11 protein-coding genes are annotated in these 12,403 nt (G+C 52.0%); 7 read left to right on the top strand and 4 right to left on the bottom strand.

Going from position 1 to position 12,403, the window contains the following annotated elements; genetic code table 11:
* Positions 1-50: 50 nt before the first annotated feature.
* Positions 51-1,349, top strand: coding sequence for a hypothetical protein (locus ACQ0MK_RS14505; protein WP_430473225.1), 1,299 nt, complete (start codon positions 51-53; stop codon positions 1,347-1,349).
* A gap of 26 nt (positions 1,350-1,375) precedes the next feature.
* On the opposite strand, the gene ACQ0MK_RS14500 is transcribed toward ACQ0MK_RS14505, so the two are convergent.
* The 3 genes from ACQ0MK_RS14500 to ACQ0MK_RS14490 all read right to left on the bottom strand — a co-directional run bounded on the left by ACQ0MK_RS14500 (position 1,376) and on the right by ACQ0MK_RS14490 (position 3,681).
* Positions 1,376-1,990, bottom strand: coding sequence for a c-type cytochrome (locus tag ACQ0MK_RS14500; protein ID WP_430473224.1), 615 nt, complete (start codon positions 1,988-1,990; stop codon positions 1,376-1,378).
* Complete coding sequence (locus ACQ0MK_RS14495) at positions 1,990-3,243, bottom strand: PQQ-dependent sugar dehydrogenase (protein WP_430473223.1); 1,254 nt, start codon at positions 3,241-3,243, stop codon at positions 1,990-1,992. The genes ACQ0MK_RS14500 and ACQ0MK_RS14495 overlap by 1 nt, the downstream gene beginning before the upstream one ends.
* A gap of 141 nt (positions 3,244-3,384) precedes the next feature.
* Positions 3,385-3,681 (bottom strand): BolA family protein, encoded by a 297-nt coding sequence (locus ACQ0MK_RS14490; protein ID WP_430473222.1) that lies wholly within the window; start codon positions 3,679-3,681, stop codon positions 3,385-3,387.
* A 160-nt stretch (positions 3,682-3,841) separates the two neighbouring features.
* On the opposite strand from ACQ0MK_RS14490, the gene ACQ0MK_RS14485 reads away from it, so the two are divergent.
* From ACQ0MK_RS14485 to gluQRS, 4 genes are all read left to right on the top strand, one after another.
* The gene (locus ACQ0MK_RS14485; RefSeq protein ID WP_350041427.1) at positions 3,842-4,492 is read left to right on the top strand and encodes a J domain-containing protein; all 651 of its coding nucleotides are present in this window, start codon (positions 3,842-3,844) and stop codon (positions 4,490-4,492) included.
* Between the two features lie 200 nt (positions 4,493-4,692).
* Positions 4,693-5,700 carry a cobaltochelatase subunit CobS gene (cobS, locus tag ACQ0MK_RS14480; RefSeq protein ID WP_350041428.1) on the top strand — a complete coding sequence of 336 codons (1,008 nt, stop codon included), beginning with the start codon at positions 4,693-4,695 and terminating at the stop codon, positions 5,698-5,700.
* A 51-nt stretch (positions 5,701-5,751) separates the two neighbouring features.
* Complete coding sequence (gene cobT / locus ACQ0MK_RS14475; RefSeq protein ID WP_430476033.1) at positions 5,752-7,677, top strand: cobaltochelatase subunit CobT; 1,926 nt, start codon at positions 5,752-5,754, stop codon at positions 7,675-7,677.
* Between the two features lie 18 nt (positions 7,678-7,695).
* Complete coding sequence (gene gluQRS / locus ACQ0MK_RS14470; protein WP_430473221.1) at positions 7,696-8,535, top strand: tRNA glutamyl-Q(34) synthetase GluQRS; 840 nt, start codon at positions 7,696-7,698, stop codon at positions 8,533-8,535.
* On the opposite strand, the gene ACQ0MK_RS14465 is transcribed toward gluQRS, so the two are convergent.
* Positions 8,532-9,467 (bottom strand): LysR substrate-binding domain-containing protein, encoded by a 936-nt coding sequence (locus ACQ0MK_RS14465; protein ID WP_430473220.1) that lies wholly within the window; start codon positions 9,465-9,467, stop codon positions 8,532-8,534. The genes gluQRS and ACQ0MK_RS14465 overlap by 4 nt on opposite strands.
* 102 nt (positions 9,468-9,569) lie before the next feature.
* Here ACQ0MK_RS14465 and ACQ0MK_RS14460 point away from each other — a divergent pair, with 102 nt between their 5' ends.
* Together ACQ0MK_RS14460 and ACQ0MK_RS14455 are read left to right on the top strand one after the other, a co-directional pair.
* The gene (locus tag ACQ0MK_RS14460) at positions 9,570-10,169 is read left to right on the top strand and encodes a short chain dehydrogenase (protein ID WP_430473219.1); all 600 of its coding nucleotides are present in this window, start codon (positions 9,570-9,572) and stop codon (positions 10,167-10,169) included.
* A gap of 162 nt (positions 10,170-10,331) precedes the next feature.
* A complete protein-coding gene (locus tag ACQ0MK_RS14455) occupies positions 10,332-12,398 on the top strand; it encodes a putative bifunctional diguanylate cyclase/phosphodiesterase (RefSeq protein ID WP_430473218.1) in 2,067 nt (688 codons plus the stop codon).
* Positions 12,399-12,403 lie beyond the last annotated feature (5 nt).

Genomic DNA, 12,403 nt, shown 5'->3' with positions numbered 1-12,403 from the left:
GAACAAAGAAGAACAAGAAGGGTCGAAATGTTCTGGCGCGTAACATCTCAATGTTCGCGCTGGCTATTGGTTTGTCTGGTGTTTTGCAAGGTGGGGCTGCTTCACCCGTAAGCGCAGATGAAACACCTTTGCTGACGGAGCAAGGGCAGGCGCCGGTTGATAATCAGGACAGTTTCTTGATCCTGCAAACCAATCTTCATCCGCCTTATCAAGAATTGCAAAATGGAACGCTGGGTGGGTATTCCATCGCGGTTCTGAATTGTGCATTTGAACGTATCGGGGTTGGGTACGGTTTGGCCGTGGCACCGCGTCAACGGAACCGTGAAATGGTTCAAAGCGGACGTTCGGACGGGTTCTTTTTGGCACGCATCAGCGAGTTCATGGACGAATATGCGGTGGCGTCAAAGCCACTGGCCTTGGAAAAATGGGTATGGGTTTCACCCTCTACGCTAACCAGTAGTTCACAAGCCAAACAGGCACCAAAACCCAATGAATATTCGACAATTGGTGCGATACTTGGATCGAACGAAGCAGAATGGTTAGCCGAACAGGGCTACGGCGATGTTGTGCGCGTTCCATCCATCGCCTCCTTGGTGGGGCAGGTCGCAATGGGGCGTGTCGATTTTGCATTGGTCGACAAGCACAGTTTTGAGATTGCCCGAAATGAGCTGGATCTTGGCGCGGAGAAGTTTCGCGTTCAGTTTGAACGTTATGCGCCGTTGGTGGTGTATTTCTCCAAACGTTACGTGGAACAGTTCCCCAACCTGCTCAGCGATTTGAACGGTGTGCTGGAATTTTGTGAAACAAAACCAATGCATCTCGAACCATGGGAGCGTGATGCGATTGAACGGGTCCAGTTGCCGATGGTACGTCAGCTTGCCAAGTCCGCAGATTTGATCGGGAATGTAAGGGCTGTTCTTGGCGGTGGGCGGTTATCCGCAGACCATAAACGACTTATCGATGAAGAATGGATAGCGATGGGACGTCTGGGGGAGCCAAGTGCCCGGGCGCGTGAGGTGCTTGATAACGTTCTGTCGGAATATCTACGTGGGTTCCAGGCCTCTAGTGCGGGACAAGTGGCAGAAGCCTTTGTGTTTGATATCTATGGGCAGACCGTTGGCATGAGCCGTCTGACATCGGATTTCGACCAATCTGATGAACCGCAATATCAGATGGCCGAATATATTAATCGGGATCATGCCTTGATCGCCGACATCCGGTTTGACGCATCCACCCGATCTTTCCTGTCACAAATCACCGTCCCGATCATTGATCCGGAAAACGGACAGATCCTTGCCGCCTTGACAGTCGGGCTGGATGTATCGGCGGCATTGCGCCCGGAAAGCTAAGCGATGTTTGTCGATGGGTTCAGGCGCTAGCTTCCGTTTGGATCCGTGATCTTGATCGCGATGTTGCTATACCAGTCGGCTGCTTCCTGCATTTCCTTGACACTTAGATCTTCGGCAATTGGCGTCATGATCTCATGGGTCCGTTTGCCGTTGGCAAATGCCTTAAGCTGCGTCTCGATATAGATATTGGTTTCTCCGGCCAAATTCGGGGCATCGTCCAGTTCAGAAATCCCGTTCACGCCGTGGCAGCCAACACACAGTTCCGGTGCATTATCTTCGGTTTTTCCCATGGGAAGCGTTGCCATTACGTCGAAATGGTTGAACCAAAGCGAGACATTGTTGATTTGATCGTCTGACAAGCCGCGTGCCACAACAGTCATCATTTCATGTTCGCGGTCGCCATTTTTGAACGCCTGTAACTGCGTGATCAGATAATCAACAGGTTCACCGCCAATATGCGGTGCAATGGGAATGCGCGCCTTGCCATCAAGTCCATGACAGGTGCGGCACATGCCAGCCACTTTGCGCCCGTCTTTTAACGTTGAGCCGTCACTTGTTGGGGTCGGGGTTGTTGTGTCCTGGGCGAAAAGAACCCCGGCGGGCAAAAGCCCGCCGAGGAGTGCGATCAGCAAAATACGCATCAATTACCCTCGTACCAAATGCGATACAAAGCACCGGCAAGATCATCGGAAACAATGATCGAACCATCACGTAATTGGGCAACATCAACCGGACGACCAAGATATTCGCCGTTCTCGTCGATCCAGCCTTCTGCAAATGGTTCGATGCTGGCATTGCCTTCGGCATCGATGAAGGTCACCATCACGCGTGCACCAACCGGTGTCGTGCGGTTCCATGACCCATGCTGGGCCGAGAAGATTGCGTTCTTGTATTTGGCCGGGAACATCTTGCCAGTATAGAAGCTCATGCCAAGGTCAGCGGCATGGGCAACCGTTTCAACGGCTGGCATGACTACATCGTAGGGGACTTCCTGCCCGGCATATTCGTTGGTACGAACGTCACCGCCGCCATACCAAGGATGTCCGAAATGTTGTCCGGCGGCGGTCTGGTGGTTGATCTCTCCGGGTGGGATGTCATCGCCCATGCCATCCACCTGATTGTCCGTCCACCACAGTTCGCCGGTTTCCGGATGGAAGTCATGACCAACGGAATTGCGCACCCCATAGGTATAAACTTCGCGTTCGGAACCATCGGTCTTGATGCGGATAATCCCGCCAATCCCGAATTCGCGGTACAGGTCCAGTTTATCTTCCGGTGCAACGTTAAACGGCTGACCAAGCGAGATATAAAGCTTCCCGTCCGGGCCGATTTTACAAACGCGTGCGGTGTGGTTGTAGCTTTCTTCCGATGGTGGAACCAGTTCACCCTGTTTAACAACGTTAAACGCTGCAACATCCGGGCTTTCATAGAAAAACTCGGCGGCCGGGAAGGTCAGGACGCGGTTTTGTTCGGCAATATACAGCATCCCGTCCGGCGAGAAGCACGGACCATTGGGGATGGCAAAGCGCAGCGACGGGGCAAAATCTTTTACTTCGTCAGCAACCCGGTCCTTGTTGCGGTCGGTAACCGACCAGACTTTATCTTTGCGGGTGCCGACAAACACCACGACTCCTTGCGGGCCGACGGCAATATGGCGTGCATCCGGAACGACGGCATAAAGCCCGATCTTGAACCCGTCAGGAAGCTTGATGCGATCAAGGGTCTTTTTGATCCCCTCGGCATAGTCGCCGTCCTGTTCAATGCGGGTGAATTCGGTCGTCCCGGTGGATTGGAAGTTTGATAGTTTTTCAAGATTGTCCGGTGCTGGTGCTTGCGCATAAGCGGTTCCGGAGATGGCGAGGGCAATGCTCGCCAATAGTAGGCGTTTAGTCATTACGTAGTCCTCCCGATTGTAACGAATGCCATTCACCGGCATCCGCGCTGCAATACAAAAGTTGTAAATACAGCTTGTGCCACCAGCATTGCGCTTAATCGGAAGGATCGTCTAGGTTGATTTCACGATGTGGAATTGTAATTAATGGGATCCGCTTTCCTGTGCGTCTTTAAACTCTGCCGGGGTCATGGTTTTAAGCGCCAAGGCATGAACGCGTTCTTTAAGCAGTTCATTAAGTGCGCCATAAACCAGCCGCTGGCGGTTCACACGGTTTTCCCCGTCAAACTTGTCGGACACCACCAGCACGGAAAAATGGGACTCGCCGCGCGGGTCAGCACCCGAATGACCGGCATGTTTTGACGAATCGTCGATAATTTTCAGTTCTAGTGGTGCGAACTCGGCAGTCAGAATGTCACGGATCTGATTGGCAACCTGCATGATAAGGGCCTCTATTCTCTTGGGATGTTTGCAGATCACTGCAAAAATGAAACTCTATGCCCCGTTCTGGCATGCGATGGCAGTTTTTCAAGCCTTTTATCGCATTAAAACGCCCCGTATGATATTGCGAGCTTCGACTTTTTAGAACATATAGACGCAAATGAACCGCGGACACCGTAACAAGCGCAAGACACTTTACCATGAGAACCCCATTCTGCCCGATTGTGATTGGCCGGGATGTGAGGGGCATGGGGAATTTCGTGCGCCCAAGGATCGGAAGCTGCGCGACTATTATCAGTTCTGCTTGGATCATGTCCGCGAATACAACAAATCCTGGAACTATTACGAAGGAATGAAGGCCGAAGACATTGAAAACGATGTCCGCCGCGACACCCATTGGCAGCGCCCGACCTGGCAGTTCGGCCATATTCGCGGATCGAAAAAGCCCTTCAACTTCAAGTTCAAAGACGGGTTTGGCTTCTTTAACGAAGACGGTGACCAAAGCCATCATGGCCCGGGGGCAGAGGCCGATGCGCGCGCAGAACGCAAACGCAAAAGCGAAGAAGCCCAACGTCGCGCAGGCGCACTTGGCATGCCAAGTGAACAGCAACAGGCGATGGCAACCCTTGATCTTGGCTGGCCGTTTACCCGTGATGAGCTAAAAGCCAAATACAAAGCCCTTTCCAAAAGATATCACCCCGATGCCAATGGCGGGGACAAAGCCGCAGAAGAACGGTTTAAAGTTATCAGTGCGGCTTATGCGTCTTTGATGGGGTATATCCGTGATCTTGAAGCACGGGTTCCGCTGTAATCGTATCTTAAATCTCGGCAAAATCTGGTCGATCTGTTTGCAGATTACGTATCGGGGATGTCTGATTGACAGAACCTTTTGCGGGAATAGAGATTTTTTACGTATCTTCCCTTTGTGTGACGCGACTTAGCCGTTATTAATGAGCAAGTTTAATGAAACGACCGCGCCACCCGTGTCGGTCTGAAAATACGCGAGTACTTATGAGCCAAGGTTACGAAGCGACAGGTGTTGCAGCGGAACATCCGCTTGATGCACCCGATACCACCATTTCCGTACGTGATACGTTTGGAATTGATGCAGATATGGACGTCCCGGCATTCAGTCAGGGCAGTGAACACGTGCCGGTCGCAGATCCGACCTATCGTTTTGACCGTGATACCACAATGGCGATTCTGGCGGGCTTTGCCCACAATCGCCGTGTGATGATCCAGGGGTATCACGGCACGGGTAAATCGACCCATATCGAACAGGTGGCATCGCGCCTGAACTGGCCGTGTGTACGCGTGAACCTCGATAGCCATATCAGCCGTATCGATCTGATCGGTAAAGATGCGATTGTTTTGCGTGATGGCAAACAGATCACGGAATTCCGCGAAGGTATTTTGCCGTGGGCGCTGAAACGCCCTGTGGCGATGGTGTTTGACGAATATGATGCCGGTCGCCCGGATGTGATGTTCGTGATCCAGCGTGTTCTGGAAGTTGATGGTAAACTGACACTTCTTGATCAGAACAAAGTGATCCACCCGCATTCGCATTTCCGCCTGTTTGCGACGTCAAACACGGTTGGTCTTGGTGATACCACCGGGCTTTATCATGGTACGCAGCAAATCAACCAGGCACAGATGGACCGTTGGTCGATCGTTGCAACCCTGAACTATCTGTCGGTTGCAGATGAAACCAACATCGTTGCTGCCAAGGTACCGGCATTTGATGATGCCGAAGGCCGTCAGAAGATCGAAGCAATGGTCGCATTGGCCAATCTGACCCGTCAGGGTTTTGTTGCCGGTGATATCTCGACCGTAATGAGCCCGCGTACCGTGATTACGCTGGCTGAAAACGCCAAGATTTTTAATGACATTTCCTATGCCTTCCGCGTGACGTTCCTGAACCGTTGCGATGAAGTCGAACGTCCGATCCTGGCGGAATATTATCAGCGTTGCTTTGGTGAAGACCTGCCTGAGGAAGCCATTAATGTGATGGTGCGCTAAGGCGTGTCATTGAAGCAGATTGGCGAGTTGGTCCCAGAAGCGAGTAGTGTGATGAAGAATGATGAGGCTCTTTCCGGGTTCTTGCGCGGTACGGCAGCGACGTTTCGTGCGCTTGCCGGGCGCAATGATCTGGAAGTCGGCTTTGTCAAAGGCGGGCGTCCGGGGGGGTACGGCGAACATGTGCGTTTGCCAATGCCCAAACAGGCGATGCCCAAGGATGAAGTCGCGGATCTTCGCGGTATAGCCGATGGCTGGGCGCTTAAGATGCGCCACCATGACGTGGCACTGCACGCCAAACGTATGCCCGAAACAGCCGAAGCACAGGCTGTTTACGATGCGCTTGAAACCGCACGCTGCGAAGCCGTGGGATCGCGGTATTTCCCCGGTGTGCGCAAAAATTTGCGCGAACATGCTGAACAAGATTGCCACGCCAAAAACTATCATCGTCTGAAAACCCGTGATGATGCCCCGTTTTCCGATGCAATCGGGATGCTGGCGCGTGAAATCTTTACCGGCGAACCGGCCCCGGAATCCGCCCGTCCGTTGATTGATTTGTGGCGCACCCATATCGAAGAAAATGCGGGTTCGGACTTGTCCGACCTTGTTGATGTTCTTGATGATCAGGATGCGTTTGCGCGTGGTATGCGCCGCTTGCTTGATCATCTTTCGCTTGAGGATGATCTTGATGACGTCCCGCCTGAACAGGAAGGCGAGGATGACGAGAACAAAGAAGGCGAAACCGATCCTGAACAGGAAGACATGGAAAGTCAGGGCGGCCAGCAGGGCCAGAATGACGATTCAGAACCGGATGGCAGTGATCAGCAACAAGATGCCGGCACCGAAGACGCCGAAGCAGGCGAAGGCGATATTGACGATCAGCAGCTTGAAGCCATGTCGCAGGAAGAACAACCTGCCGGACCGGGTGAACAGCCAGAATTTGATGGTCGCAACGAGCCGATTGAACGCGGCTATGAGCCGTTTTCCCGTGAGTTTGACGAAGTCGTCACAGCCGACGAGCTTTGTGAAAATCTCGAACTGTCGCGCCTGCGTGCGATGCTTGATAAGCAGCTTGCCAATCTTCAGAACGTGGTTTCACGTCTTGCCAACCGGTTACAGCGCCGTTTGATGGCGCAGCAAAACCGTGGCTGGGACTTTGACCTTGAAGAAGGCATCCTTGATGCGGCCAAACTTGCGCGGATCGTCTCGACCCCGTCGACGTCTCTTTCGTTCAAGCAGGAACAGGATACCGATTTCCGCGATACGGTCGTGACCCTTCTGATTGATAATTCCGGGTCCATGCGTGGGCGTCCGATCACGATTGCGGCATTGTCGGCAGATATTCTGGCCCGGACGTTGGAGCGATGCGGGGTGAAGGTCGAAATTCTTGGCTTTACCACCCGCCAATGGAAAGGCGGACAATCGCGCGAACGCTGGGTCGAAAGTGGCAAGCCGCCGAAACCCGGACGTTTGAATGATTTGCGCCATATCATTTATAAAGCAGCCGATACGCCGTGGCGTCGTGCGCGTAAAAACCTTGGTTTGATGCTGCGCGAAGGGCTGCTTAAAGAAAACATCGATGGCGAAGCACTGCTGTGGGCACATGAGCGTTTGTTAAGCCGATCAGAACAACGCCGCATCATGATGGTGATTTCCGATGGCGCGCCGGTTGATGATTCAACATTGTCGGTCAATTCGGGAAATTATCTGGAACGGCATTTGCGCGAAGTGATCGACATGATCGAAACCCGATCGCCGGTCGAACTGATGGCCATCGGTATTGGTCATGATGTGACGCGCTATTATCGTCGTGCGGTGACAATCAACGATCCGGAAGAACTGGGCGGCGCGATGCTGCGCGAACTTTCTGATCTGTTTGATGAACAGGGCGCGCGCCAGCCAAAGCGTCCATTGCGTCATGTGCCAGCCGATACTGCGCAGCCGCGCGACCGCGCCGCAGGCGACCGCGACCGTTGGTAAAAATGGGGGCGTGCTGATATGACCGCCATCACCCGTTTTGCCCCCAGTCCAACTGGATATCTTCATCTCGGCCATGCAGCCTCTGCCTTGTTTTGTGCAAAACAGGCGGGGTTGGATGGCCGTTTTTTATTGCGGATCGAAGATATCGATCAAACCCGGTGCCGACCTGAATTCCTGTCTGCGATCTATGAAGATCTAGCGTGGCTGGGATTGCGTTGGGAGGATCCGGTTCGCATACAGTCGGATCATTTTGCGGACTATCAAAACGTGCTGGACCGCTTGACCGAGATGGGTTTGCTTTATCCGTGTTTTTGCACGCGTAAGGATATTCAGGCCGAAGTCGCGCGTATCGGGAATGCGCCGCATGGTCCCGATGGCGCACTATATCCCGGTACGTGTCGGCATTGTTCCGCAACCGAACGGGCGGAACGGATTGAAGCAGGCGAAAGCTATGCGTTACGTCTGGATATGGATGGTGCAATCAAACAGGCTGGCCCGGAACTTGTCTGGTTTGATCGGGCATTGGGCAAACAGATCGCGACCCCGCAAATCTTTGGCGATGTGGTGTTAGCACGCAAAGACACTCCGACCAGTTACCATCTTTCGGTTACCCATGATGATCATCTTCAGGGCGTTACCCTTGTTACCCGCGGGCAGGATTTGTTCTTTGCCAGTCACCTGCATCGCTTGCTGCAGGAATTACTGGGCTATGACGTGCCGGAATATCATCACCATGGTCTTTTAACCGGGGCAGATGGCAAGCGGTTTGCCAAGCGCGATAAATCGAAAACCCTGCGGTCTATGCGCGAGGACGGCACGACACCACCTCAAGTGAGTGAACTTACTCAATTGACTTAATCCCTGTCCGAGTTGCCCAGCGTATGGGTTTCCAGAAGGTCGGGGTGGGTGCTAAACCAGTTTCTGATGAAATCGATCATGAGCCGGTTTTTAATCGGCAGGTTCCCCTGATAGGGATAAACCAAGTAGATCGGTCGCAATGGAGATCGATAGTCATCCAGCGCCGTTTCAAGCCGCCCGGCACGGATTTCAGGCATTGCGACATAGCGGGGCAGGCGGGCAACACCCAATCCCTGAAGCGTTGCATTTCGGATCAACGGATAGTGGTTTAAACGCAGATTACCGTTCGCGGTGATCGATTGCGGGCCATCTTTGGAGAAGAACACCCATTTGCGATCCTTGTAATACTGGAAATTAACCAGACAATTGTGATCGACCAGATCATCAGGCCTTTGGGGCCTTGAATGGTTTTGCCAATAGTCGGGGCTGGCACAAATCAGTTCGGAAAGTTGTCCCAGTGGAATGGCAACCTGATCCGGGTCATCGGTTAGTCCGGCACGGATCGCCAGATCAATATGGGATGCCTGAAGGTCGCGGAACGTGTTTTCCAGTTCCATTTCAATCTGGATGCGCGGGTGATTTTGTTGAAACGCAACGATGATGTCATGGAGAAACATCTCGCCGAAGGATACGGGCACAGTCATGCGCACGGTGCCAATCGGCTCGCCACGTAATGTTTCAACGGCCTCAAAGGCAGCATCGGCACTTTGCGTGATGTTTTGGCAATAAACCAAAAACGTGCTGCCAATTTCGGTCAGTTCAAGTTTGCGGGTGGACCGGAAAAGCAGCTGTGCACCCAGAACATCTTCGAGACGTTTGATATGCTGGCTGATCAATCCTTTGGACACGCCGGTCGCTTGGGCGGCGTTGGTAAAACTGCCCTGTTTAATCACTGCCGCAAAGCTGCGCATTTCGCTGAGATAATCTTTCATTGTTTAAAATATTAAACGATTGGTTCGGAAATAACCAGATTATCGCCGGAACTGTTTTGTGAAATCATTCGTTTATTGGAATTTCCACATATGGAGACTGAAATGAAAGTTCTTTTGATCGGCGCATCGGGCGTCATTGGCAAAGGTGTTGATGCCGAATTATCCCCGCGCCACGAAATTATCCGCGCCTCACGCAACAGTGGTGATGTGAATGTTGACCTTAAAGACCGCACATCGATCCGTGCGATGTTTGAAAAGGTCGGGGCGGTTGATGCGGTGGTATCAACAACCGGCAAGGTACATTTCGGTGACTTTGCGGAAATGGACGAAGAAAAATACCGTGTCGGTATTGATGACAAGCTGTTTGGACAGGTCAATCTGGTGTTGATTGGTCGTGATTATGTTGCCGAAAATGCATCCTTTACCCTGACCACCGGTATTCTTTCAAAAGACCCGATACGCTATGGAAGTTCGGCTTCGATGGTAAATGGCGCGATTGAATCCTTTGTTAAATCCGCAGCATTTGAAATCAAACCGGGCATGCGTATCAATGCCGTTAGCCCGGGCGTTATCGTTGAGTCAATGGAAGGCTACGCGCCCTATTTCCGGGGTCATGATCCGGTTCCTGCTGCCCGTGCGGCCCTTGGTTATGCGAAGTCTATCGAAGGGCTTCAGACAGGACAGGTGTTTGAGATTTTCTAATCGACCATTTTATGTCATCGGGTGACGGGCCGTCCTGACGGTGCTGTCGCCCGGTGGCATTTCCATGCTGCTTGGTTTCTTGCTTATATTCTCATTGGCGCAAATTAGTACGTATGTATAGGATGCTTTGTGTGACTGAAGAATTCAGAGGCAAAAGACCAGATGGAAAGTTACGCCAGTTTGGTCAGGAAAATCGGTAGCCGATTTGTTGATCCCGAAATAGCGTTGATGACCGGTGAAGATTTGATCGGAAAAGTGCAACGCGACCTGCTTGATCTGGCATATCACAATAACTGGGCAAACATACTGGTTAACCTTGCGGCCAGTGCCGGTGTGGTTCTGATGTTCTGGGCGCAAGATGATCTTCATACGAGCACCGTGATATGGTTCGCGGTGGTGGTCATTTTATGCGTTTTTCGCCTTTGGGGCAGTTATCTTTATCGCCGCGCACGCATGGGGGCGAGTGAGCTTGAGACCAACGATTTTCTCCGCTGGCATTTTTACTATGTGATTGGGGTTCTGGCAGGGGGATTTCTTTGGTCCGCCATTGGAATTCTTGAAGTTCCGACTGTGCGTGGCGAAAGCCAGTTTTTGACCATGATCATCTTTGCCGGACTTGCAGGCGGAGCGACAGGTATCCTTGCGCCGATGTTTCTGGTTGGGCGCATTTACCTGATTGCATTGTTGGTTCCACCGACTGTGATCCTGACCTTTATGTCTGATCCGAACTACATTCTTGCTTTTTTGGGGATGATATTCCTGATCGTGATGTTGGTGACCCATCGTAATAACCACGCAATTTTATTCAGATCATTGGTTCTTAAGCATCAACATGATGATCTGGTTGATGATCTTAGACAGAAAAACCGCATTACGGAAAATTGGAACGCGACGCTTGAGGCCCGTGTTGAAAAGCGGACCGAAGAACTTCGAAATCTTGTTGTCCGCGATACCTTGACCGGGCTTTTGAACCGGGATGGTATCCATGAATGGTTTGAAAGTAAGTCCGAGCTGTCTGATGGTCTTGATTTCGCAGTCCTGTTTATTGATCTTGATCACTTCAAGCAGATCAATGACGGGCTTAGTCACGCGATCGGCGATGAAGTTTTGCGGGTGGTCGGTGACCGACTGCGCCAACATGCCGACGATCAGCATGCTGTCGGACGCTGGGGCGGGGATGAGTTCCTGATGGTGCTGGTGGCTCCTAAGGACGAACTTCATGGTTTGGTCGAAACGACAATCAAACAGGCCCAGAACGCGGTCAGTCAGCCGATTACCATTGTCGGTCATACGCTTCAGGTTGGATTTAGTACCGGCATTGCCTTTGCGCCCAAAGACAATCCGGGCATTTCCGAGCTGATCCATTGGGCCGATTTAGCCGCAGCAGAAGTCAAACGGGCCGGGCGCGGGTCGGTGTATGATTATGACAGCTTGCTTCTGATTGAACAGGAACGCAGGCTTGCGATTAACCAAGCCTTACGCCGCGCACTAAGTGCCGAAGAATTCCATATTGAATACCAACCGGTTATCAATGCGAAAGATGGTGCCATTGTTTCATATGAGGCGCTGTTACGCTGGCACAGTGCTGAGCTTGGCATCATTCCACCCGATGATTTCATTCCGATTGCCGAAGAAAGTGCGTTGATTGTTGATATCGGCGAATGGGTCCTGCGGGATGCCTGCAAAACTATCCAGTCTTGCACCGATATTGCCGTGGAAACCAAGGTTGCCGTCAATATATCTGTCCGGCAAATCATCGTTCCGCGTTTTGCAAAAATGGTTGAAACCATTCTTGCCGATACCGGGCTTTCGGCCAATCGGCTGGTGCTTGAAGTTACCGAATCGATCTTTGAAAAGCGTCAGACGGTTCAGATTGCCAATGTGCTTGATCAACTCCATGACATGGGGATTGAAATCCATATTGATGACTTTGGCACAGGCTACTCATCGCTGTCGCGTCTTCATCAGATCAGGATTGATGCGGTCAAAATCGATAAATCATTTGTCTTGAAAATGGATGAAAACACACGTGTGGTGATCGAAGGTGCCATTTTGATCGCACACCGTTTTGGATTGAAAGTCATCGCCGAAGGTGTCGAAACCGCGCATCAGCGCGATGTTCTTGAAGCCATGGGGGTTGATGCCCACCAGGGGTATTTCTTTGCCCGCCCCGGTAGCATCCCGTGTCAGGACTGCCATTGGCAGATCAAAGCCGTGTCTGATGCGTAAGCCTT

This window comes from Thalassospira lucentensis (assembly GCF_050516545.1).
In the GTDB taxonomy this organism is placed as follows: Bacteria; Pseudomonadota; Alphaproteobacteria; order Rhodospirillales; family Thalassospiraceae; genus Thalassospira; species Thalassospira lucentensis_C.
This window is presented reverse-complemented; position numbering and strand designations above follow the sequence as displayed.

Bases quoted from the DNA above. Each gene is read 5' to 3' on its own strand.
- cobT (WP_430476033.1), top strand. From the start codon at position 5,752: ATGAAGAATGATGAGGCTCTTTCCGGGTTCTTGCGCGGTACGGCAGCG.
- ACQ0MK_RS14500 (WP_430473224.1), bottom strand. From the start codon at position 1,990: ATGCGTATTTTGCTGATCGCACTCCTCGGCGGGCTTTTGCCCGCCGGG.
- ACQ0MK_RS14495 (WP_430473223.1), bottom strand. From the start codon at position 3,243: ATGACTAAACGCCTACTATTGGCGAGCATTGCCCTCGCCATCTCCGGA.
- ACQ0MK_RS14465 (WP_430473220.1), bottom strand. From the start codon at position 9,467: ATGAAAGATTATCTCAGCGAAATGCGCAGCTTTGCGGCAGTGATTAAA.
- ACQ0MK_RS14490 (WP_430473222.1), bottom strand. From the start codon at position 3,681: ATGCAGGTTGCCAATCAGATCCGTGACATTCTGACTGCCGAGTTCGCA.
- gluQRS (WP_430473221.1), top strand. From the start codon at position 7,696: ATGACCGCCATCACCCGTTTTGCCCCCAGTCCAACTGGATATCTTCAT.
- ACQ0MK_RS14455 (WP_430473218.1), top strand. From the start codon at position 10,332: ATGGAAAGTTACGCCAGTTTGGTCAGGAAAATCGGTAGCCGATTTGTT.
- ACQ0MK_RS14505 (WP_430473225.1), top strand. From the start codon at position 51: ATGTTCGCGCTGGCTATTGGTTTGTCTGGTGTTTTGCAAGGTGGGGCT.
- cobS (WP_350041428.1), top strand. From the start codon at position 4,693: ATGAGCCAAGGTTACGAAGCGACAGGTGTTGCAGCGGAACATCCGCTT.
- ACQ0MK_RS14485 (WP_350041427.1), top strand. From the start codon at position 3,842: ATGAACCGCGGACACCGTAACAAGCGCAAGACACTTTACCATGAGAAC.
- ACQ0MK_RS14460 (WP_430473219.1), top strand. From the start codon at position 9,570: ATGAAAGTTCTTTTGATCGGCGCATCGGGCGTCATTGGCAAAGGTGTT.